The organism is Petrotoga mobilis SJ95 (assembly GCF_000018605.1).
GTDB lineage: Bacteria > Thermotogota > Thermotogae > Petrotogales > Petrotogaceae > Petrotoga > Petrotoga mobilis.
In genome coordinates this window covers 343,908-364,658 of record NC_010003.1, presented here as the reverse complement: position 1 = coordinate 364,658, position 20,751 = coordinate 343,908, and the positions used below count along the sequence as shown (strand labels likewise).

Sequence of the window (20,751 nt, the reverse complement as noted above, 5' to 3'; positions counted from 1 at the left end):
GTTGGTGAGAACTTTTTCGTAAATATGAAATCACCAAAAGTGCCTAAACCTACAATAAAAAGATTAGCCATGTACAACAGATTTTTAAGGGAGTTACGCGAGGAAGGGATACCGAAGACCTCTTCTCATGAGATTGCAGAGGCTCTCAACATAAAGGCTTCTCAAGTTAGAAAAGATCTGTCTTATTTCGGTGAGTTTGGAAAGAGGGGCGTAGGCTACGATGTAGAAAATCTGTGTTTAAAGATTCATAAGATTTTAGGAACAGAAAGAGTTTGGAATGTTGCAATTATCGGAGTAGGAAACCTGGGCAGAGCTATTTCTCATTATCCAGAATTAGAAAAATACAAGTTTAAAATAGTTGCGGCGTACGATGTTGACAAAAGGAAAATCAATTCTATTTTGTTACCTGGTATTCCAATAAAACATATCAAAGAACTAAAAAATAAAAACGATGAGCTTGATTTTGAAATTGCAATATTAACTGTTCCGTCAAATGTGGCTCAAGAGGTTGCAAATATATTAATAGAAGCCGGTGTAAAAGGTATATTGAATTTTGCCCCAGTAACTTTGAACTCTGATGATCGTGTGGTTATTGAGAATGTAGATTTTGTTATTTCTCTTAAAACGTTAACGTACGAAATAGTCAGTAAATACGACTAAAATCTGATATTTGGAAGCCAACGTGTTCTTAACTGAGTACAATTAAGTGGTAGGAAAACAATAAGGAGGCTAATTTGTTTTGCTTAACATAAATTATCCCGTTTCTTTAGATGCGTTGAAAAAGTTAAAAAATGGAGACAATGTTTTGTATACGGGAAAAATTATATTTGTTACCCCTGAGGCTCTAAAAAGGTTTGAAAAGTATTATCAATTGGAAGGGGTTCCTTTATACAAATTTGTCGGGGAATTTGTCACTTGTGGAACTTTTAATTTAGCCCACGGTGAGATAAAAAGTATCAATATCACAGAAATATCTGATTATTTTGATTTTCTGTTTGAAGGAGGAGCCAATTCTTTAATAGTAGATAAGTTGACTACCAAAACATTAAATCAACTAAAAAAATACAATAGGCCGATTTTTAAAACACTTTCTAAAACGATTAGTTTTTTTGATCCAAAACTCCTTTTTTATAAAGATATTAAAAATGGCGGGATTATAGAAGTTTGGACTAAAAGACTCCCTATAGAAGTGTTAGCTTTTGATGAAAAGGAGCAGATAAGAGATATAAACAATGCCTAATTTTAAAACTCACATATTAAGCGGTATTTTTGGATTTCCTGTATTTTTTTTAGTGTTCAATTTTGTTTATAGTCATTTGTTTTACGAGGTTTATTATGTTTCCAGTGAAATCGTGATTTCCTATTTTCTCTTTGTTGTTGGGAGTGATTTCCCAGATATTGACCACCAAAACTCTTTTATAAACAGATTATTGAGGTTGTTTTTAATTTTTGGAAGTGTATACTATCTCTTTGAATATGATTTCTTGTATAAAGAATATCTACCTTTTCCTTATAACCTTTCTAATTTTATTATAATAGTTTTAGGCACTTTAGTTGGATTACTTTTAGGGATACTTTTTAACAAACTATCGAAACATAGAGGATTGTGGCATTCATTTTTAACTGGTGGTATACTCTCTTTCCTTATTTACTTACTTAATATAAAATATAGAACCCCTATAAACATACTTTACAGTTTGAGTTATTTTGTAGGTTTCTCATTGCATATTATTTTAGATAAGGATTTTAAAACAAAATAGGCAAACAGATATTCATCATTGACCTATTTTGTTTTTTTGCTTTTCTAAATTTTCAACCGCTAAAGGTTTTTGAAGATAAAGAGGTTCCAAGTTTTTTATTTTTACTCTCTTTCCTTTGATAACTTCTTCAATTAGAGACTTTTCATCAATGTTTGAATAAAGTACTTCATTTTCCAGTTTGTATTTGTTTTTAAAATATTCTGCTTCTTCATTTATCAAAATACAGTGGTTCATAGAATCTCTTAAAAACTCTCCAAAGACCATTTGTGGGCCAAAGGTTCTTTTCCCGTTTTCGTATATAGATGCATATGCGGCATTTTCTCGGGCTCTTTTCAAGACAGCCAACTTTTTTTCCTTAAGATTGGGATTGTTATTCACAGCGGAACGGTACAAAACATCAGAAGAGAAAAAGGTATAAACTTCTTTTTCTGGGTTATCTATTAAAAGCCCTTGTAAAGTAGAAATAGCTACTCTGATCCCGGTGAAAGATCCGGGACCTATATCTATACCAAATTCATCTATATTTTTTATATTTGTTTTTGATTCTTCTGCTACTTCCTTGATCGCGTTAGCAAGGTAATTACCGGATTTATTCTCAGTCAAAGTCCTTGAATAAATATTATTCTTTTCATCTTTTAATACAACGAGTATATTTTTTAGAGTAGTTGAAATTACTAAAAAATTCAACTTATTCACCTTCTTTTGTTTTGTCTTTTAATTTTAAGGCAGTTTTGTATGCGTTGATTGATGCGTTATACTTCCCTGCAACTTCATATGATTTTGCCAAAATTAGAAACGCCTTGTAATCTTCCGGATTTTTTAAAATGAGTTTTTCCGCCAAATGAGCAGCATATCTCCCTAATTTCAATGTACATAAAAAGTTGATTTTTGAATAAGAGGGGTACAATTCAAAATACAAGAAAATTACAATAAAGGTACCTAAAATGGAAAGCAAAAAATAAACAAAGATTCTTCTTGCTGATGCTTCTTGTGAGTCTGTTGGTTGTTCTACCAAAGTTGCTTTGTCACTTTCTACCACAATGGGCAAGTTTTCTATTCTCGTAATATGCATTTGCAATTTCAAAATCTCGGCATTTATTTGTTCGTTGAAAGAGAATGACAAGTTTTCAAAGTTTTCATCAACGACAGGTACTTTTTCTTGTATATTTTCTAATTTAGAATTCAAAGCTTTTAATAACGGCAAAAATATGTTGTAAAGTAAATTTTTTTCTATAGTAAGTGCCTTTAAATCCTCTCCAACTTTGTACACTTCAGATATAAAAGAAGACAGTTCTTGTTTTTCGACAAAGAAAACCTGGTCGTTTAATGAAGTTAATTTCTGTTTCAAAGAAAAATAATTTTTAAGTTGAGAATATGTAACTATAGATTCATTTATTGAGTTGTGTTTGTTTAAAAATGTCAGTAGTTTATATGCTCCTAGGTACTTATCTTCATCGACTAGATATTTGGATTCAGAAATAAGCTTTTCAAACAAGATATAATTATTAGCTGGTACAAAAACTTCAATGAATCTTTCAAGGTCTTCATCGAAATAAATTGGAGAAGAAAGAGAATTACTTATAGTTGTTTTGATGAAGGTTTCATAGGAATTTACTTGTAAATGTTCTTTCAATCCTTCTAATTTATACAAATATTTATAATAAGATTCTTCAAAATTCCCTGTGTTAAATATGTTATTCAAAATAGGGACAATTTCAGGAAAGATGAATAAAATTTTATTGGTATCATCTTCTGGAATGGAAAAATTGGTGCCTATTACTCCCAAGTTAATGCAAAAATTTTTTAAGTCTTCAGAAATAATAAAGTTGGCAAAATTATAATTTCTATATTTGTTAAACAAAGAGATTTTAGCTGATATCAATGAACCTGTATCTGTAATTCTAGCATCACTGGGATTTTCTATAATGTACTCTAAAAAATATTCCCATGACAATTCCAGAGTTGCAGGGTTTTTTGAAAGATTTTCTATTTCTTCGAGAGTTAAAGCCCATGAAAAAATAGATAGAGTAGAAAGAAGAATTATCAATAATATATTTTTCACTTAACTTGCACCTCTTCTAATTGGATTCATCTAGTCTTCAATATTATACAACAATTTAGCTTTTTTGAATCTTTACAAATCTTTCTTTAATATTTTAGTACTAATAATGTATAATATTTATAAAGAAAAAAATAAGAGAAGGGAGAAATTTAATATGGAGAGTAAATGGAAGGTTTTTTGGGACCCAAAGGCTTCTTATTATCAACAAAAAGATAAAGTTGCAAAAACCTTATCTAGTGCTTTGGGAATTTCCGACTTTTTGGCAAAATTATTAGTATCTAGAAATATTGAAACACCCGAAGAGGGAGATAAGTTTTTGAACCATTTAGAATTGGAAAGCTTTGACCCTTATTTGATGAAGGATATGTCAAAAGCCGTAGAAATTCTCAAACAAATTAAAGAAAAAAAGGAAAAAGTGGCGATCTTCGGTGATTACGACGTTGATGGGGTAACTGCAACTTCAGTTTTGTATCTTGGCTTAAAAAAAATAGGTTACGATGTAACTTCTTACATTCCATCTAGAATAGAAGAAGGTTACAGCCTAAACGTTAAAGCTATAGAAGAGTTAAAAAGCAAAAATTATAATAATATTATTACTGTTGATTGTGGTACAACATCCATACAAGAAATTGAATATGCGAAAAGTCTTGGAATGAAAGTTATAGTTACCGATCATCATTTACCCCAAGAAAATCTCCCAAAAGCTGATGCAATATTGAATCCAAAGAGGGAAGATGACAAATATCCTTTCAAAGACCTGGCAGGAGTAGGCGTAACTTTTAAATTGCTACAAGCCTTATACAAAAGTTACGATAATTCTTTAGACCCCTTTGAATATATAGATCTGGTGGCAGTGGGTACTATTGCTGACATAGTATCGATAACTTCGGAAAATCGATACTTGGTTAAGATAGGATTGAACAAGTTAAAGACTAATCCAACCAAAGGCTTAAAATATTTGCTCGATGAATTGAAAATAGTTGATTCTGAGATAAATTCGCGCACCATCACTTTTAAAGTTGCTCCGAAGATAAACGCTGCTGGAAGAATGTCAGACGCAAGGTCTGCGTTTAATTTGTTGATTGAGAAAGATGAAGAAAAATTAAAAAAGGCGGTTTCAGAATTACTCCGACTAAATTCAAAAAGACAAAGTACTGAAAAGGAAATCTATCTGTACTCTTTAAGTTTGTTAGATTTGTACCCTGAATACAAAAAGGATCCGGTATTGGTATTAAGCGGCGAAGACTGGCATATGGGAGTTCTTGGGATAGTGGCTTCCAAACTATCAAATCAATTCAATAAACCCGTTTTGATGATATCAAAAAATCAAGAAATGGGTAAAGGTTCAGGAAGAAGTCCTCAGGGCATAGATTTAATGGAGCTCCTTCTCAAAGTCAATGAAAGAGGGATTTTTGAAGAGTTCGGCGGTCATAAGTTTGCTGCAGGTTTTTCCATTCTTTCTAAAAATATAGAAGCTTTGAGAAAGGAGATTAACGAGGTTTACAAGGAGTTATATGGAGATAAAAAATTAACGTCTCAAATTGATGTGGATATGGAAATAGAAGGAATATGGGAAACGATGTTTGAAGATATAAACAAGTTAGAACCTTTTGGGTATGGGAATCAAGAACCAGTTTTTTTGATAAAAAACGCTAAATTAGAAAACATAAGATTCTTTCGTAACGGTTCTCAAAGTTTTTCAGGAACGCTCAATAAAGATTCCTTAATCATAGATATTTTAGGTTACGATTTGGGATACAGATTAAGCGAGCTAACAGAGAATAGTAAAAAAGACCTATTTACAGATCTTGTGGGTACCTTTAGAATAGAGAACTCTTATAATTTAAAAAATAGTTACGTTAAATTTTACTTGCAAGATTTGATGGTTAATAAGGAAATACAACAAGGTGAAACTGCAAAATTGAACTTTGCATCTAATGTTCTTCATGATGAGCTGAACAAGATCATGAATATAGAAATATTAAACGATAATTTAACTAGAAATAAGGTAGCGATGTTTCTTCCGAGTAAGATCAAAAACGATTCTTTACTGAAAAAAGTTCAGTTATCATTAGAAGAGCATCAAAAGTTGATAATTGTTTCTGCAACAAATAGTTTATTGGAACATATATATAAGATAATAAACACTTATTTTCCTGAGAATTTATTATATTTTAACAATCAATACATCCTTACACCAGAACTTATATCTAATTATAGTGTGATATTCGTTACAGTACCCAAATTTATTAAAAATCGTGAATTACTTGATTCTATGCAAGCTGAAATTATTATTGACGAACCCTTCTATTCATTATTTCATCCGGTAGTGAGAAAAGTTCCTGAATATCAGCAATTTAGAAAATATGCTCTTCAAAAGTCTAAAATTAGTATTTTTAGTTCTATTTACAGCGAAGAGCTAAAAGAATTATTAAAAAGAGCAGGATTTAAAATCCTTATATCTTTCTCTAATAATAATAGTTTTGAAGTGGTTAGAGAAAGAAACAATATTCTGGGACTTTTGAAGGATTATACAAATGAAAGAAATGGCAAAATATTGGTTTTGAACGATTATGAGAGGCAAAAATCTTTAGTGAGACTGTTAGACGAAAAATTACAAGTTGATGAGAACGATATAAGACTTTTCAACCACTCAATGAGTTTTAGGGAAAAACTTATTTCTAGAGAAAAATTTAAAAATGAAAAAGCTAATTTTTATATAACTTCTTTTTCTAACAACGGTATAGCGTTTGAGGTTAAACAATTTTCTCCAATTTTGATTATTGTGGATGTTCCAAAGACGGACATAGAGCTTTTAGACCTGGTTTCTACATGGATGAAAAAAACTCAAAGAACAACTATCATATTGGCTTACAATAATCGGTTCAAAGTTAAATTACTTTACGAGTATTCAAGAAAATATCCATCTTTCAAAGTATTAAAACTAGTCTATGATTTTATAGCCGACGGTCATTACAAAGTAGAGGAGATACAAAATTCTCTTTTGAAGGGTGATAAATCGTTATCAGAGACCGTTTTAAACGTGATGGAAGATGCAGGGTTGATAAAGGTGAATGAAGAAGAAGTAGAAATATTGAATAATTTTAATCTAAAGGATTTACGTGAAAGTTCCAATTTTAAGGAAAATATATTAGATAATTGGATATTGAAAAATTCCATAAATTTCTATGAAAATTTAGACACAAGAGAATTAATTGAGTTCTTGAAAGGTAATCCTAAAGAAGGAGCAAGAAGTTTATAAAATGAGTAAAAATTTGAGAACAACGTTAGATCTTGATTTGGTTTTGCTAAATGAAAATTATCAAATAATAGAAATAAAAGAGATGTTAACGAAGAACGGCGTTTTTTGTAAGATCTTTCCTCCCCCAAAAACTGTGTTACAAGCGTGTGCGCCAGTCTTATGCCTTTCCTCTAAAGATAAAGAAAAAGCCATTTTTATATTAGATAAAAATGGAGTTAAATATGATTTAGTCAAATTGGAGAAAGATATCGTATGGGAGTTATTAAGAACTTAAAAGTTTATGGAATCGATTATGGGACGAGTAATTGTGGGATAGCTATTTTAAAACAAGATGTAAATATTCCATTGCCAAAAGAGACAATAAAGTCTGAAAAACTCTTAGAATTCTTGGTTTCATTGGATTTAAGCCACGACGATTTAATCGTGTTTGGATTACCAATTTCCATGTCTGGGAGATATTCAAAACAGAGTTTTTTGAGTATAGATGAAGCTATAAAGATAAAAGAAAAGATAGGATGCAAAATTTACTTTGTAGATGAAAGATTGACCACTTCCTCTTTGTATAGCGAGGTTAGAGGACAAGTTAGTTATAAAAAAGTAAAAAGGACCAAAGACCAGAATAGTAGTGTACTCATTCTATCCAATTTTATTCAGAGCCCTGAAAATGCCATTGCCTTAGTAGAAAAAGAAGTTTATAATCTAAAAAAAGATTTTTCATGTTACAAAGATATTTTGATCTGGGATGTTCCTATTAATAATGAGTTGGAAAATTTTTCTATCTTTGCAAAAGACCCTTGGGTATTTTGGTACTACTACAAAAAAGGATTCGAAAGTACCACTTTGATGTCAGACCTAAAAGATTATTATGATTTAATCATAACAAATAAAGAAAACAGAGAAAAAATTCAAGTAAATATTAATTTTAATGAATTGATGTGCCTGTAGCCTAACGGATAAAGCGTTGGACTCCGGATCCAAAGATGCGGGTTCGACTCCCGCCAGGCACATTTTGCAGATTTGTGCAAAACGGTTTTTATAATAAGCTTTGATTTTTGAATTCGGGGGTTTTTAAGGGGCGTAGCCCCTTAATGTATAATGACGAAAGAGTTTCTAAAATCCCTTTAAAGAAAAAACAGGAGGTAAATTATGGCAAAATCCGATTTAGGAATAGATTTAGGAACTGCAACCTTTGTAGTATATCAACGTGGTCAAGGGATTATCCTTGAAGAACCTTCAGTGGTAGCAGTTGATAAAAGTAAAAAAAAGTTGTTAGCAATAGGAAAAGAAGCAAAAGATATGGTTGGGAAAACTCCCAGTCAAATACAAATTATTAGGCCTGTACAGGATGGGGTTATTACAGATCCCAGTATCATCGAGGAAGTGTTGAGATATTTTGTCAAAAAAGCCAAATCCAAAGGTTTTAATATGTACAAACCACGATTAATCATAGGGATACCTGCTTTAACTACAGACGTTGAAAGAAGGGCGGTTAAAGAGGCGGGGAGTAGGATTGGAGCTTCTAAAGTATTTCTTATAAGCGAACCTTTAGCCGCCGCTATAGGCAGTGGAATAGATATAACAGAACCTAACGGACACATGGTCATTGATATAGGAGGGGGTACAACCGACTTAGCAATTTTGAGTTTAGGAGGTTGTGTCATAAGTGAAACGATAAAAGTTGCAGGCGAAGCCATGGATCAAGAAATAATTAAATATACTAAAAGAAGATATAAATTCTTGATCGGTGAAACTACCGCTGAAAGGTTAAAAATAGACATAGGCAAGGCTTTTTCTCAAGAAGAAAATCTTGAAATGGAAGTTAAAGGTCAGAATATCAAAACAGGACTTCCTTCAAATTTAAAACTAACTTCGGACGATATTTTCTATGCAATCAAACCAATATTGAATGAAATAATTAATAAAATAAAAAATATTTTAGAAAAAACTCCTCCAGAATTAGCTGCGGATATAATGCAAAATGGACTTATAGTAGTAGGAGGAGTAGCAAGACTAAGAGGATTGGATAAATTAATATCAGAGCAAACTGGCGTAAGAACATATATTCCGGAAGAGCCACATCTTGTTTGTGCAAAAGGTACAGGAATTTTGTTAGAAGACATAGAATTATTAAACAAAGTACAAGTAAATTAGAACCATCCACCACAGGGGGAAATAAAATGAAAGGAATATACAATGCAACGGCTGGTATGCTCAACTCTTTTGCTGAATTGAACTCTATTTCCAACAATTTGGCTAACCTAAACACCGTAGGTTATAAAAAGGATTTTAACCTATTTAAAAGTGTATACGAAAAAGAGATTAGATCATATCAAAATGCACAAGGAAAAGGCGAACCAATAGGGAACATTTATAGTTCGGTTGTTTTGGACGAGGTAATTCCAAATCTTGAACAAGGGCCTTTGGTAGAAACAAGTGGAAAATTAGACTTTGCAATAGAAGGAGACGGTTTTTTTAAAATAGAGAGAAACGGTAACTACTTTTACACACGAAATGGTGAATTTTCTTTAAGTCCTGAAAATTACCTTGTCACAAAAAGTGGTGATTACGTGTTAGATGAAGAAAATAACCCTATACTTGTAGATCTGGATAATTTTTTTGTGGATGAAGAGGGTAATATATCTGGGACAAACACAAGATTAAACATCCTAAATGTAGAGAATTTGAATAAATATGGTGAAAATTATTTCACTGGAGAAGAGCTAGGACAAGCAGGTAACTTCAATATGAGACAAGGGTTTCTAGAGAGTTCAAACGTTGATGCCCTAAATGAGATGATTAAGATGATCGAAGCAAATAGAAAATTTGATATACTACAAAAAGCAGTATTAACAGGGGATTCACTCAACGCAAAGCTTATTGAAATAACTTCAAACTTTTAACTAATGTAGAGAATTATATTATAAAAGATTTTTAAATGGAGGGGTAAATTATGTTGGTGTCTTTGTATAACGCTGCAACTGGTATGAATGCTGAACAAAGAAAGTTAGATATCATTTCAAACAATCTTGCAAACGTCGATACAACAGGATACAAAAAACAAAGAGCTGAATTTCAAGATTTGTTATATTCATCTGTAAAAGAAGCCGGTACCCCGACCGCTCAAGGTTCAACCTTACCGACAGGTCTTTATGTAGGTCACGGTACACGTTTGGCTGCAACAACGCGTATCTTTACGTTGGGAAACATAGAGCCAACCGATAATTCTACTGATATAGCAATCATGGGAGATGGATTTTTTCAAGTTCAGATGCAAGATGGAAGTATAGCCTACACCAGAGATGGTTCTTTTAAATTGGATGCCAACGGTAGACTTACTACCAGTGATGGATTGATGGTTATCCCAAATATAGTGATTCCTCAAAATTCTGTGGGAATAAACGTTTCTCCTGATGGAATAGTAAGTGTTTCTTTGGGAGATGGAACGATTCAAAATGTAGGGAATCTCACTACTGTGAGATTTTTAAACCCTGGAGGTTTAAAACCCATAGGTAATAACTTATATTCTGAAACGCCAGCTTCCGGTAATCCAACGGAAGGGATACCTGGACAGGATGGATTTGGAGCTTTACAACAAGGTTATTTAGAAAAATCCAACGTCGATGTCGTTAAAGAAATGGTAGATATGATAGTTGCACAAAGAGCTTACGATATTAATTCTAAAACTATCACAACCGCTGATGAAATGTTGAGAACAGTTTCAAATGTTAAGAGATAAACCATAATCTCCCTTAATTTTTTTGATGGTAGTTGTTAAATGGCAGGGAGTTGATAACTTTGACACGATTAATCAAAATTATATTTTTTTCTGTGATGTTGATTGTATCATCAAGTTTTTTTTCGAGCACAGTTTTTACGATTCCGGGAGTTATATTCAGTGAAGATTGGATTTTTTCTCTCAAAGATATATTCCCTGAGATGAAATCAGATAGGACTATCTCTTATATAGTTAACGATAAGTTAATTTATTCTGAAATAGAGCTTTCAAAAATTTTGTATGGTTTAGTGAGTAGTTATTACAGCGATTTTGAACTAGTTTTTGAAGATAGTACGGTTACGGTTATATACAAAAACGATCATAAAGACCTAGATTTTCATTACATTGATTTAGAAAGTTTTTTACAGCAAAAGATAAAAGAGTACGACAATTCTTTGACCGTGAATAGTATTGATCTACAGGTTCTTCCAGAAAGGGTTTTATCAGCAGAAGTGACAAAGATCTTTCACAGCTACGATAAGTTATATATGAGTTTGAATGTTAAAGACGATAAAAACAATCAAAAGATTCTGACAGTCATTGCTAATGTATCCAAATATGAAGAAGTGCTTGTATATTCCAAAGATTTAACCAGAGGAACAATATTGAATGAAGAATTAACAGAACCAGCTACTAAAAACGTTCTAACCATTAACAATAAACCTGTAGATGTAGAATTGTTAAGATCCGGAAGTTATGAATTAACCAAAGATGTAAAAAAAGGTGAAATAGTAGATTCAACTTATTTGAAGCGTATACCTGACGTGAAACCTGGAGACATTGTAACGGTTTTGGTAGAATTTGAGGGAATAAGGGTTTCTACTTTAGCAAGGGCTATGACAAATGGGAATTTTGGAGACACTTTGAGCGTAAGGAATGTTGAAAGCGGAAACATAATAACTGGTAAACTGAAGGAAGGTCCTATACTTCTTGTTAGTTTAGGAGGTTTGTAAGAATGAAGACTAAAAAGTTTTCAAAAGTTTTGATTTTTTTCTTAACTTTTCTAGTTTCAACTAGCCTTGGGTTCTCCGAGTCGTTGTGGAATAAAAATGATGAAGAAGGTAATTCTATTTACAACTATAATCAGGATTTTGGCGTTGGAGATGTCGTAACAATTGTCGTTTCAGAAAATCCTTCCCTCTCTTTATCTGAAAATATGCCTGATTATAAAAAAGCGTCCGTTGATACGGTTAACTCAGTAGTTACAAATATAGGAGGGGTAGATTTATCCAATTTTTTGCCCATTGGGGCTGGAGATCCTGCGCAGGTTAGTGTACAAAACGATCAAAAAAGCGCCTCTTCTTCTGCAGAGGTTCAGCTATTTGTATCCGCAGTAATCCAAGAAGAGGACCAAAATGGACTTTTAAAAATTAGAGGAGAAAAGGAAATTAAAGTGGGTAACAACAGGAATACAATGATTGTTGAAGGTTACGTTTCTCCAAAAAATATAGCAAGAGATGGAACTATTTATTCTTCCAGTTTAGCTAATGCAAAAATTTGGTACGATGGAGATATAGTTTTCCAACAGGATCCTAATGAACCGTCATGGTTAACCTCTATACTTTCAGGAATAGCAAATATATTCTTTTAGAAGGGAGTCAAAATGAGGAAAAATTTATTTGTCACCTTTTTATTAATTTTAATTATAAACGTATATGTCTTTGCCGGAGTTAGAATAAAAGATATATCTGACTTCAGAGGTGCAAGGGACAATCAATTATTTGGAATCGGTTTAGTTACAGGGTTAAATGGTAGTGGTGATTCAGGGAATGTACCCTCTGAAATGCTAAACAATATGCTGGCCAACTTTAACATCAATATTACCTCTTATGTAGAGACACAAAATACAGCACTTGTTATGGTCTTTGCTGATATACCTTCTTTTTACAAGGAAGGTATGAGATTAGATGTCACAGTAGCTGCTATAGGAGATTCTGACTCTATTGAAAATGGAGTTTTAATGCAAACACCACTCTACGGTGCTGATAATAAAGTTTATGCTGTTGCACAAGGTAATGTTCTAACTGGTGGAGCCAATATTCGCTCTTCATCTAACCTACAAGAAAAATACAAGGTTGTCGGGTATATCCCTGAAGGGGCAATTATAGAGAAAGAAATCCCTGCACAGATCGTAAATGAAAACACTGTGACTATCAACTTGAAACAACCAGATATAACAACATCGGCGAGGGTTGCCAACGCAATAAACTCAACTTTTTCATTAAAAATTGCAAAAGCTATTGATCCATCATCAATTAGAATAGAAGTGCCTAAATACTTTGAAGATGATATCATTTCGTTTTTGGCTTTAATTGAAGAGATAGAGATTACTCCGGATGTAAAAGCCAAGATAGTGATCAATGAAAAAACTGGAACAATAGTTTTGGGAGGAGATGTTGAAATAGCAGATTTCACTGTTAGTCATGGTAACTTCAATGTAAGTGTTGAAAACGGAAAAATAAGTGGGAAACCTGCAACGGTTTCAAATTTGATTACAGCCTTAAAAACGGCTGGAGCAACTCCTCAAGATATAATTGCAATTATTCAAAGCGTTCAAGCTTATCTCTATGCTGACTTGGTGGTGATGTAAAAATGGCGAACATAATTGGTCCCGCATTTAACGTAACTGGTATAAATTATAATGAAGTGGGTGTAAGAGATGCAACAGAAGCTTTTGTTTCGGATATCTTTGCAAAGATATTGAACTCTGCCCAAGATGATGAATTGTTTAAAGAAGATAAATTAATTCCCGAATCAAATGCTGAGAAATGGATTAAAGAATGGATAAATGTTGAATATGCTAATCTATTGACTCAACAAAGTTTAAAGCCGTTAGTGAACCAAATTGTTAGTTCTTTTCCTCCAGAACGGTAAAATTATTTTTGATTTTTTGTGCAAGAAGTATTTCTTCTTGTTCTAAAAAGCCTTCTGATATTTCTTCTTTGAAGACCGATTTAAAACCTATTTCAAGAGCTTTGACTATCTCTATCTTTGAAATAGGTTTTTTTAAAATTGTTTCTAAATCGATGGTAGAACTAATTAAATGTTGTTTTATCCATTCAGTATGAGAATATTTAAAAGAATTAACATAGGTTTCATAGTCATGCTTAATCGGAATTGAACCATGTTGAAGAACGAAATTTGCTGTTCTGTATTGTGCACTTCCAATTAATTTCTTTCCGTTAACTTTCACCTCATAAAATGAAGGGGCGTCATAGCAAAGGTCTTTGGTTACTCCTTCTTTTTTTGACCTTTCAAGATCCGCTTCTATTCCTAATGCTTGTAATGATCTTACTAACGCTTGAGAGATTTTTAAGTAGCTGGCAAGTAGATTATTTGGTAAGTTTTTGTTGCTAACAAAGGTTGAGAACGAATAAGTTATTTCATTATTATGTAAAACCGCTCTCCCACCAGAGGGCCTTCTTACAACAGAAATATTGTTACTTTTTATAAACTCCCAGTTTAGGTTGTCCGTTTTTTGATGTTTCCCAAGGGATAAGGTGGGGCATTTCCATTGATAGATCCTTAAAGTAGAAATTTTTCTAATTGCATTTAGTTTGGCTATGGCTAAATCAAATGCCATGTTCATAGAACCCTCATAAGGCTGATCAACAATTATTTTTATCATTTGATTTCTCCTAAAGGAAATTTTTTCGGGATCCCTACTTGCCTTGGAAAGTTTTGGGGGGTTATTCCAATCTTTTTAAAAAGTATCATATACCTTTTCTTTTTGTCTTCTCCAATTTCGTAATCAATTTCTTTAAACTCAGCGATATTTAGCTTTTTCAACACATTTTGTGTATATTTCATTTCATTTGTGTAGTATGATGGGCCTTTGAATAGAGATATATAGCTATTTACTTTCACGAGCGGTGACAAGTATTCTAATGCAATATCACTTCTGGCTAACGCTTTACATGTGGCAAAGTCGAAATAATCTCGATGAGTTTTTGCAAAATCCTCTGCTCGTTCACAGAACAAATAAACGTTAGTTATTTTTAACTCTTTTATAAAAATTTTTAAAGCTTCTATCTTTTTTGATACGCTATCTACTAGATAAAATTCTTTTTCTGGGAAGTATATAGCCCATACTAAACCAGGTATCCCTCCCCCTGTTCCTATATCTACAATATTTTTTGAATTTAGAAAGGTATCTTCTGCCTCTATAGGAATTAAACTGTCTAAAATGAGGTTTTCATAGGCGTCTTTTTTGGTTGTATAAGCAGTCAGATTTACGGGATAGTTAATTAACATTTCAATGTATTTATTAATTTTTTCAGCCTTTTCATCCGATTCTTTCATTGACAAACTGCTCCTTATATGTTATAATTCCTGTGGGTTGAGCATTTCATTCATATTATTGGAGACGTAGCCTAATTGGCTAAGGCGTCGGTCTTGAAAACCGATGGGGTTACACCCCGTGTGGGTTCGAGTCCCACCGTCTCCGCCATTCTTAAACTTAAAAAACCGCCTTTTGGCGGTTTTTAATATACTTATCTATATCTTACCGAACCTGTCAAACGGATAAATTCTTAAAAAAGTCGTTCCAATAACATTCTCAACAGGAACAAATCCAAAAAAGCGGCTGTCTTGACTTTCCAATGTATTATCACCCATGAAGAAATAGTATCCTTCTGGAATTTTTACATTTACAAGTCCTTCTTCATCTCTGAATATTAAAGAAGTCAAGTCCAATTTTGAAAGTTCGTTTTCATAAAAATTGGTAAATAAGAGTGTATCTCTCATTTCTTTGTACCATTCAATAGTGGGTTTAGCTGGTATTAATCTGCCTGTGAAGTTATCTTTATACATAAAAAATAAATCAGATGTAGCAATTTCATAACGGTATTGATCGGGATAGGCTATATAATCAAAAAATTTAGGATCTTCAAATATTGCATCTCTTAAATAATAAATATTTTCAAATTCAGGTAGTATTTCGCCGTTTATTTCTAGTTTTGAAACCTTGTTTTTTATCTGGGTTGGAATATAATCTACACTTTCATAATAATCAATAATAAAATCTAACCACTCGGGAGTATTTTGAATTTCTCCGTTTTTAATATCTTCCCAAAACTTTTCTTCAACTGGTACCAGTCTTAAGGTATCACCCGGTTTCCCCACCAATCTCTTAACGTATTTTACATGACCTTCAAATTGTGCTGGAGCAAAAAAATCCATAAACCTATCAAAAGTACGTAACTGTTGTTGGGCCCTAATGTCCACAAAAGGTGTCCAAAAGACCACTATTGAGCCTCTATTTGGTTCGGCAAATTCATAGGTAACTTTTTCTACAAACAACCTGTCGTATACTTGGATCGTTGGAACCATAGAAGGAGTTGGAACCATCATTGTTTCAAACACGTAGAGTCTGATAATTGTTCCAAATATCAGTGCATATATTATGGCGTAAATCCAATCTAAGGTTTCATCTTTAATTTTCTTCTTAGTAGCCTCTTTCAAAAGGCTCAGTCCTTCCTCTCTTTGATCCTTATCTTTCCTTTAACATCCCTCAAGTAATAGAGTTTAGCCCTTCTGGTTTTACCTTTCTTCAATACTTCTATGCTACTTATTGACGGGGAATGAAATGGAAAGATCCTTTCAACACCTACTCTATCTGCTCCCATTTTCCTAACAGTGAAAGAACGTCCAAGACCAGCGCCTCTTATTTTTATTACTATTCCTTCAAAGGGTTGGATTCTTTCCCTTTTCTTTTCACCTTCCCCTTCAACAACTTTTACGTTGACTCTTACAGTATCACCTGGCCTAATTTCAGGGATATCTTCTTTTTTATAATTTGTTTCTACTGCATTTATGATTTTGTCCATTTTTAAAACCTCCCAAATATTATTTTTCGTAGTGTCTTTAGAAACTTCATTTAGCGCCCCTTCGCCCCGCTTCCCACCCAACAGTTGACTCACAGAAGAGTCTAGAAATCAAACAATTTCACCTATTAATCTATCTAAGGTTATTGCAACTGCTGCTCTGACAGAAAGATGATTGAACTCTCCATTAGCTCTAATAGGTTCTAAATCGTAATCAGAAATTTCTCTAATTTCTTCTGGCATTCCCCAACCGGTTCCAAAAAGAATTAAAAATGGATGATCGGAATCTTTTATCTGGTTCTTTAGTTCCTCGAAAGAAACTACATTATTTCTTGCTTTAGCAGAAGTGAAAACTATCTTTGGTCGTTCTCCTTCATTTTTTTCTATTTCTTCGATAACGTCCTCCAGGTAATTTTTTATTTTAAATATTTCAAGCGCTTCTTTTCTGTTGGGATTAAATTCTCCTCCATATCCGTTGAGCCAGTAATCTAAAACTTTTTCTACAATCTTTCGTTGAGCAGGCAAGTTAGTAACTAAGAAATAGTTTTTAACATTATAAGTTTTACAGGTTCTTGAAATATCGTGAACATCAAAATTTGTAACGGCTGTTGAAACAATGCTTCCGTCTTTTTTTAGAATAGGATAGTGAATTAAGGCCACATATAGTTTATCAAACATCTTTGGACTCCTTAAAATTATCAGGGTTTTTGTTAAACATTTCTTGAATAATCTCTACTAAAATCTTTTTTTCTTCTTCATCTAATTCTTTCTTTATAAATAGATCTGGCCTCTTCAATATCGTTTTTAACAAACTGTCTTTTTTTCTAAAGATTCTAATACGTTCATGATCCCCGCTTAACAGAATTTCCGGCACTTGCATCCCTCTAAAATTCTGAGGTTTGGTGTAGTGTGAATAATCTAAAAGCCCATTGTAAAAGGAATCGTTTTCCACGCTTGTTTTTGAACCTATTACTCCGGGCAAAAATCTTAAAAGAGTTTCAATAATAACCATGGTAGGGATTTCACCGCCGGTTAAAACATAATCTCCTATTGAAACTTCTTTGTCAACGATCTTTCTAACCCTTTCATCTATTCCTTCGTATCTTCCACAGAAAAAAACTAATTCCTCTTTTTTTGCTAACTCAAAAGCTAAATCGTTATTAAATACTTCGCCTTGGGGAGAAGGTAAAACTACATAAGGTTTGTGGTTCTTAGATAGTATGTATTCATCGTAAAAACGATAAAAAGGTTCTGCCAGCATAACCATTCCATTTTCTCCACCGTAACCAGGTTTATCAGTTACTTTGTGTTTATCGGTTGTGTAATCTCTTAAATTGAGTATATCTATTTCAACTAATTTTTTTTCTATAGCTTTTTTGATTACTCCATAGTTTCTGATTATATCAAACATACCAGGGAAAATAGTCAAAACACTAATTTTAATCCGCTTGATTTGTTCCATTTTCGTACCACTCTATCTTTTTTACTATAATACTTTTATCCTCTTTTTTTAACTCAATAATGTAATGATCTGTCATTGGTATGAGAACTTCTTTATCATCTTCAAGGTTTTTTATAGAAATAACGTCGTTTGCACCTGTTTGAATTATTTCTTCTACTTTTCCAACGTATTCCCCATCTTCATAGTACACCTCAGAATCTAAAATCTCATACCAGTAATATTCCTCACTATTAAGAGAAGGAAGATCTTTCTTATCGATAAAAACTTCATACCCTATCATTTTTTTAGCTTCGTCCATATCCTTTATTCCACGTAAGTTCAATACAAAAAATTTATTTAATGGTTTAACTTGTAGTACCTTACTAAAGAAGAAATTTCTGGTTGAGGTGTTGTATAAAAGAACTTCTTCTAAGTTCGTTATCACATCTTTTACGTTGGTAAAAGGTACTATTTTTACTTCTCCGTGCACTCCATGGCTATTAACAATTTTTGCCACAGAGATTTTGTTGTCCAAAAGATTGGATAAACTGTTCAATTCACTCACCTAATTACTTTTAAGATAAATTTCTTATCAGGATCTTTTTTTGCTGCGTTTAAAAGAATGTTTATGGATTTAATAGTTCTACCGTCTTTTCCAATTATTTGTCCAACATCTTCAGAATTTGCATATATTTCAAATATTACGTTTTGTTCCTCGTTGGACTCTACTATCTTTATTTCATCTGGATGTTTAACGATGTTATTCAAAATGTCTAAAAGCAGATTTTTCATTCTTTAACTTCTTCTCCTTCTGGTTCAACAATTTCATTAGATTCTTTGACACCCTTTTCTTTTCTAGCTTGAAATTTTATTTCATCATATCTTTTCATAACACCCATTTTTCTAAGAATTCTTCTTGCTGTGTCTGTGGGTTGAGCACCTTTTAAAAGCCAATCTAAAGCCTTGTCTTCATCGACTTTGTACTGGTTTGAGTTATTTAGAGGATCATAGTATCCTATTGATTCTATATATTTTCCGCTCCTTTTGTTTCTTGAGTCTACGATAACTATTCTGTAAAACGGTTGATGTCTCCTTCCCATCCTGTTCAATCTGATTTTTACCATTAATACACCTCCATATATTTTTAATTATTATTGGTATTTCAAAACGGTAGATTGTTCATTAGTTTTCTGCCCTTTAGTTTCTTCATTTGCTTCATAGTTTTTTTCAGTTGATCGTATGATTTCAATAGTCTGTTAATATCTTGCAGAGTTGTCCCACTTCCCTTGGCTATCCGCTGTTTTCTTGAATAAGTAAGTATTCCTGGGTTTTTACGTTCCTTAGGGGTCATTGAATTTATTATTGCCTCGAATTTTTTTAATTCTTGCTCACCTTTTGTTACATCTACTTGCTCCTTTGGGACACCAGGAACCATTTCTAAAAGACTACTTAGAGGCCCTAATTTTCTTATTTGTCGAATTTGCTCGAGAAAGTCTTTTAAATCAAACTTTCCATCCATAAACCTTTCGGCATCTTCTTCTGCTTTCTTTTTATCTATATCTTGTTCTACTTTTTCTATGAAAGAAAGTACGTCTCCCATTCCCAAAATTCTTCCAACATATCTATCTGGGTAAAACTCTTCCAAATCATCTATCTTCTCACCAACACCAACTAATTTGACGGGTTTTCCAGTTATGTACCTAATAGAGATGATGACCCCGCCTCGAGAATCACCGTCGAGTTTTGAAACAACAAAACCAGAAAGATCCAATTTATCGTTAAATTCTTTTGCTGAATTAACTGCATCTTGACCAACCATTGAATCGACAACCATCAAAATTTCATCAGGATTGATTAATTTTTTTATATTTTCTAGCTCTTCCATCATCTTTTCATCGATGTGTAAACGCCCTGCGGTATCTACAATAACAATATCATGCAAAAGCTTTTCTGCATATTTTTTACTTTCTTCTATAATTTTCAAAGCGTTTACTCTGTCACCAGTAAAAACGGGAATGCCAATATCCTCACCCAACTGTACAAGTTGATCGATAGCCGCTGGTCTGTAAGTATCGGCAGCAACTAACAAAGGGTTTTTTCCTTTTTTCTTATAAAAATTTGCTAACTTAGCGGCGGTTGATGTTTTACCGCTTCCTTGCAAACCCGTAAGCATTATAAAACCTGGATTACGAGAAATGGTAATTTTATTGTTTTCTTTACCACCCATCAATTCTATTAAATCGTCTCTAACTATTCTGATAAATTCTTGATCAGGGGTTAAACTTTCGAGAACCTTAGATCCAATTGCTTCTTCTTTGACTCTGTCAATCAGTTCTTTTACCACTTTATAGTGAACGTCTGCTTCCAAAAGAGAAAGTTTCACTTCTCTAACAGCATCTTTTATATTTTTTTCGGATAATTTTCCTTTACCCGATAGGTTCTTGAAGACTCCTGTCAGCTTTTTTTGTAAGTTTTCAAACATTATTTGCTCACCCCATGACTTAAAATAATCCTTCCTTAGTATACTATAAAAAGAAAGAAATTTGGTAAAAAGTATGAAAAAAGTAGAAGACGAGGTATAATTTAAAGTTACTATTACATTAAATTTTTTATAATATAAATAGAA

The 20,751-nt window shown here is 32.7% G+C and carries 25 protein-coding genes and 2 tRNA genes; 15 read left to right on the top strand and 12 right to left on the bottom strand.

Annotated elements, in window-relative coordinates; translation table 11 throughout:
* Window positions 1-24: 24 nt before the first annotated feature.
* The 3 genes from PMOB_RS01770 to PMOB_RS01760 all read left to right on the top strand — a co-directional run bounded on the left by PMOB_RS01770 (window position 25) and on the right by PMOB_RS01760 (window position 1,760).
* On the top strand, window positions 25-660 hold the full coding sequence (locus PMOB_RS01770; RefSeq protein WP_012208192.1) for a redox-sensing transcriptional repressor Rex: 636 nt from the start codon (window positions 25-27) through the stop codon (window positions 658-660).
* Window positions 661-739: 79 nt separating this feature from the next.
* The gene (locus PMOB_RS10135) at window positions 740-1,240 is read left to right on the top strand and encodes a hypothetical protein (protein ID WP_012208191.1); all 501 of its coding nucleotides are present in this window, start codon (window positions 740-742) and stop codon (window positions 1,238-1,240) included.
* Window positions 1,233-1,760 (top strand): metal-dependent hydrolase, encoded by a 528-nt coding sequence (locus PMOB_RS01760; protein WP_012208190.1) that lies wholly within the window; start codon window positions 1,233-1,235, stop codon window positions 1,758-1,760. Before PMOB_RS10135 ends, PMOB_RS01760 begins: the two co-directional genes overlap by 8 nt.
* A gap of 15 nt (window positions 1,761-1,775) precedes the next feature.
* On the opposite strand, the gene tsaB is transcribed toward PMOB_RS01760, so the two are convergent.
* Entirely contained in the window at window positions 1,776-2,447 is a 672-nt protein-coding gene (gene tsaB, locus PMOB_RS01755; RefSeq protein ID WP_012208189.1) for a tRNA (adenosine(37)-N6)-threonylcarbamoyltransferase complex dimerization subunit type 1 TsaB, read from the bottom strand.
* 1 nt (window position 2,448) lies between these two features.
* Entirely contained in the window at window positions 2,449-3,822 is a 1,374-nt protein-coding gene (locus PMOB_RS01750) for a tetratricopeptide repeat protein (RefSeq protein ID WP_012208188.1), read from the bottom strand.
* 154 nt (window positions 3,823-3,976) lie between these two features.
* Between PMOB_RS01750 and recJ the strand changes: the two genes are divergently transcribed.
* From recJ to PMOB_RS01700, 11 genes are all read left to right on the top strand, one after another.
* A complete protein-coding gene (gene recJ, locus PMOB_RS10130; RefSeq protein ID WP_012208187.1) occupies window positions 3,977-7,084 on the top strand; it encodes a single-stranded-DNA-specific exonuclease RecJ in 3,108 nt (1,035 codons plus the stop codon).
* Window position 7,085: 1 nt separating this feature from the next.
* Window positions 7,086-7,358 carry a putative Se/S carrier-like protein gene (locus PMOB_RS01740; RefSeq protein ID WP_012208186.1) on the top strand — a complete coding sequence of 91 codons (273 nt, stop codon included), beginning with the start codon at window positions 7,086-7,088 and terminating at the stop codon, window positions 7,356-7,358.
* Window positions 7,337-8,029, top strand: a complete 693-nt coding sequence (locus PMOB_RS10380; protein WP_012208185.1) for a RuvX/YqgF family protein — start codon at window positions 7,337-7,339, stop codon at window positions 8,027-8,029. The genes PMOB_RS01740 and PMOB_RS10380 overlap by 22 nt, the downstream gene beginning before the upstream one ends.
* Window positions 8,020-8,091: transfer RNA gene (locus tag PMOB_RS01735), tRNA-Arg, on the top strand. The genes PMOB_RS10380 and PMOB_RS01735 overlap by 10 nt, the downstream gene beginning before the upstream one ends.
* Window positions 8,092-8,230: 139 nt before the next feature.
* On the top strand, window positions 8,231-9,235 hold the full coding sequence (mreB, locus tag PMOB_RS01730) for a rod shape-determining protein (protein ID WP_012208184.1): 1,005 nt from the start codon (window positions 8,231-8,233) through the stop codon (window positions 9,233-9,235).
* A gap of 26 nt (window positions 9,236-9,261) precedes the next feature.
* On the top strand, window positions 9,262-9,984 hold the full coding sequence (locus tag PMOB_RS01725) for a flagellar hook-basal body protein (RefSeq protein WP_012208183.1): 723 nt from the start codon (window positions 9,262-9,264) through the stop codon (window positions 9,982-9,984).
* Between the two features lie 50 nt (window positions 9,985-10,034).
* On the top strand, window positions 10,035-10,820 hold the full coding sequence (gene flgG / locus PMOB_RS01720; RefSeq protein ID WP_012208182.1) for a flagellar basal-body rod protein FlgG: 786 nt from the start codon (window positions 10,035-10,037) through the stop codon (window positions 10,818-10,820).
* A 59-nt stretch (window positions 10,821-10,879) separates the two neighbouring features.
* Window positions 10,880-11,812, top strand: coding sequence for a flagellar basal body P-ring formation chaperone FlgA (flgA, locus tag PMOB_RS10125; protein WP_012208181.1), 933 nt, complete (start codon window positions 10,880-10,882; stop codon window positions 11,810-11,812).
* Window positions 11,813-11,814: 2 nt separating this feature from the next.
* Entirely contained in the window at window positions 11,815-12,450 is a 636-nt protein-coding gene (locus tag PMOB_RS01710; protein ID WP_012208180.1) for a flagellar basal body L-ring protein FlgH, read from the top strand.
* A 12-nt stretch (window positions 12,451-12,462) separates the two neighbouring features.
* Window positions 12,463-13,449, top strand: a complete 987-nt coding sequence (locus PMOB_RS01705; RefSeq protein WP_012208179.1) for a flagellar basal body P-ring protein FlgI — start codon at window positions 12,463-12,465, stop codon at window positions 13,447-13,449.
* Window positions 13,450-13,451: 2 nt separating this feature from the next.
* A complete protein-coding gene (locus PMOB_RS01700; RefSeq protein WP_012208178.1) occupies window positions 13,452-13,733 on the top strand; it encodes a hypothetical protein in 282 nt (93 codons plus the stop codon).
* On the opposite strand, the gene PMOB_RS01695 is transcribed toward PMOB_RS01700, so the two are convergent.
* Both PMOB_RS01695 and rsmG read right to left on the bottom strand, forming a co-directional pair.
* The gene (locus tag PMOB_RS01695) at window positions 13,708-14,487 is read right to left on the bottom strand and encodes a lipoate--protein ligase family protein (protein ID WP_012208177.1); all 780 of its coding nucleotides are present in this window, start codon (window positions 14,485-14,487) and stop codon (window positions 13,708-13,710) included. The two genes, PMOB_RS01700 and PMOB_RS01695, sit on opposite strands and share 26 nt — an antisense overlap.
* The gene (gene rsmG, locus PMOB_RS01690; RefSeq protein WP_012208176.1) at window positions 14,484-15,161 is read right to left on the bottom strand and encodes a 16S rRNA (guanine(527)-N(7))-methyltransferase RsmG; all 678 of its coding nucleotides are present in this window, start codon (window positions 15,159-15,161) and stop codon (window positions 14,484-14,486) included. Before rsmG ends, PMOB_RS01695 begins: the two co-directional genes overlap by 4 nt.
* Before the next feature lie 60 nt (window positions 15,162-15,221).
* Here rsmG and PMOB_RS01685 point away from each other — a divergent pair.
* Window positions 15,222-15,309 (top strand) — tRNA-Ser (locus PMOB_RS01685).
* Between the two features lie 47 nt (window positions 15,310-15,356).
* Here PMOB_RS01685 and lepB read toward each other — a convergent pair.
* The 8 genes from lepB to ffh all read right to left on the bottom strand — a co-directional run bounded on the left by lepB (window position 15,357) and on the right by ffh (window position 20,607).
* Window positions 15,357-16,322, bottom strand: a complete 966-nt coding sequence (lepB, locus tag PMOB_RS01680; RefSeq protein WP_012208175.1) for a signal peptidase I — start codon at window positions 16,320-16,322, stop codon at window positions 15,357-15,359.
* Between the two features lie 5 nt (window positions 16,323-16,327).
* Complete coding sequence (gene rplS, locus PMOB_RS01675; protein ID WP_012208174.1) at window positions 16,328-16,687, bottom strand: 50S ribosomal protein L19; 360 nt, start codon at window positions 16,685-16,687, stop codon at window positions 16,328-16,330.
* Between the two features lie 108 nt (window positions 16,688-16,795).
* On the bottom strand, window positions 16,796-17,362 hold the full coding sequence (locus tag PMOB_RS01670; protein WP_012208173.1) for an RNA methyltransferase: 567 nt from the start codon (window positions 17,360-17,362) through the stop codon (window positions 16,796-16,798).
* Window positions 17,355-18,146 (bottom strand): tRNA (guanosine(37)-N1)-methyltransferase TrmD, encoded by a 792-nt coding sequence (gene trmD / locus PMOB_RS01665; protein WP_012208172.1) that lies wholly within the window; start codon window positions 18,144-18,146, stop codon window positions 17,355-17,357. Before trmD ends, PMOB_RS01670 begins: the two co-directional genes overlap by 8 nt.
* On the bottom strand, window positions 18,124-18,681 hold the full coding sequence (rimM, locus tag PMOB_RS01660; protein ID WP_012208171.1) for a ribosome maturation factor RimM: 558 nt from the start codon (window positions 18,679-18,681) through the stop codon (window positions 18,124-18,126). The genes trmD and rimM overlap by 23 nt, the downstream gene beginning before the upstream one ends.
* Window positions 18,682-18,686: 5 nt before the next feature.
* On the bottom strand, window positions 18,687-18,917 hold the full coding sequence (locus PMOB_RS01655) for a KH domain-containing protein (RefSeq protein WP_012208170.1): 231 nt from the start codon (window positions 18,915-18,917) through the stop codon (window positions 18,687-18,689).
* Window positions 18,914-19,249 (bottom strand): 30S ribosomal protein S16, encoded by a 336-nt coding sequence (gene rpsP, locus PMOB_RS01650; RefSeq protein ID WP_012208169.1) that lies wholly within the window; start codon window positions 19,247-19,249, stop codon window positions 18,914-18,916. The genes PMOB_RS01655 and rpsP overlap by 4 nt, the downstream gene beginning before the upstream one ends.
* A 38-nt stretch (window positions 19,250-19,287) precedes the next feature.
* Entirely contained in the window at window positions 19,288-20,607 is a 1,320-nt protein-coding gene (ffh, locus tag PMOB_RS01645) for a signal recognition particle protein (RefSeq protein ID WP_012208168.1), read from the bottom strand.
* Between the last annotated feature and the right edge of the window lie 144 nt (window positions 20,608-20,751).

Excerpts from the sequence above, each read along its gene's own strand:
- PMOB_RS01770 (WP_012208192.1), top strand. The coding sequence starts at position 25 with ATGAAATCACCAAAAGTGCCTAAACCTACAATAAAAAGATTAGCCATG.
- PMOB_RS01760 (WP_012208190.1), top strand. The coding sequence starts at position 1,233 with ATGCCTAATTTTAAAACTCACATATTAAGCGGTATTTTTGGATTTCCT.
- recJ (WP_012208187.1), top strand. The coding sequence starts at position 3,977 with ATGGAGAGTAAATGGAAGGTTTTTTGGGACCCAAAGGCTTCTTATTAT.
- PMOB_RS01740 (WP_012208186.1), top strand. The coding sequence starts at position 7,086 with ATGAGTAAAAATTTGAGAACAACGTTAGATCTTGATTTGGTTTTGCTA.
- PMOB_RS10380 (WP_012208185.1), top strand. The coding sequence starts at position 7,337 with ATGGGAGTTATTAAGAACTTAAAAGTTTATGGAATCGATTATGGGACG.
- mreB (WP_012208184.1), top strand. The coding sequence starts at position 8,231 with ATGGCAAAATCCGATTTAGGAATAGATTTAGGAACTGCAACCTTTGTA.
- PMOB_RS01725 (WP_012208183.1), top strand. The coding sequence starts at position 9,262 with ATGAAAGGAATATACAATGCAACGGCTGGTATGCTCAACTCTTTTGCT.
- flgG (WP_012208182.1), top strand. The coding sequence starts at position 10,035 with ATGTTGGTGTCTTTGTATAACGCTGCAACTGGTATGAATGCTGAACAA.
- PMOB_RS01710 (WP_012208180.1), top strand. The coding sequence starts at position 11,815 with ATGAAGACTAAAAAGTTTTCAAAAGTTTTGATTTTTTTCTTAACTTTT.
- PMOB_RS01705 (WP_012208179.1), top strand. The coding sequence starts at position 12,463 with ATGAGGAAAAATTTATTTGTCACCTTTTTATTAATTTTAATTATAAAC.
- PMOB_RS01700 (WP_012208178.1), top strand. The coding sequence starts at position 13,452 with ATGGCGAACATAATTGGTCCCGCATTTAACGTAACTGGTATAAATTAT.
- PMOB_RS01695 (WP_012208177.1), bottom strand. The coding sequence starts at position 14,487 with ATGATAAAAATAATTGTTGATCAGCCTTATGAGGGTTCTATGAACATG.
- rsmG (WP_012208176.1), bottom strand. The coding sequence starts at position 15,161 with ATGAAAGAATCGGATGAAAAGGCTGAAAAAATTAATAAATACATTGAA.
- rplS (WP_012208174.1), bottom strand. The coding sequence starts at position 16,687 with ATGGACAAAATCATAAATGCAGTAGAAACAAATTATAAAAAAGAAGAT.
- PMOB_RS01670 (WP_012208173.1), bottom strand. The coding sequence starts at position 17,362 with ATGTTTGATAAACTATATGTGGCCTTAATTCACTATCCTATTCTAAAA.
- trmD (WP_012208172.1), bottom strand. The coding sequence starts at position 18,146 with ATGGAACAAATCAAGCGGATTAAAATTAGTGTTTTGACTATTTTCCCT.
- PMOB_RS01655 (WP_012208170.1), bottom strand. The coding sequence starts at position 18,917 with ATGAAAAATCTGCTTTTAGACATTTTGAATAACATCGTTAAACATCCA.
- rpsP (WP_012208169.1), bottom strand. The coding sequence starts at position 19,249 with ATGGTAAAAATCAGATTGAACAGGATGGGAAGGAGACATCAACCGTTT.
- ffh (WP_012208168.1), bottom strand. The coding sequence starts at position 20,607 with ATGTTTGAAAACTTACAAAAAAAGCTGACAGGAGTCTTCAAGAACCTA.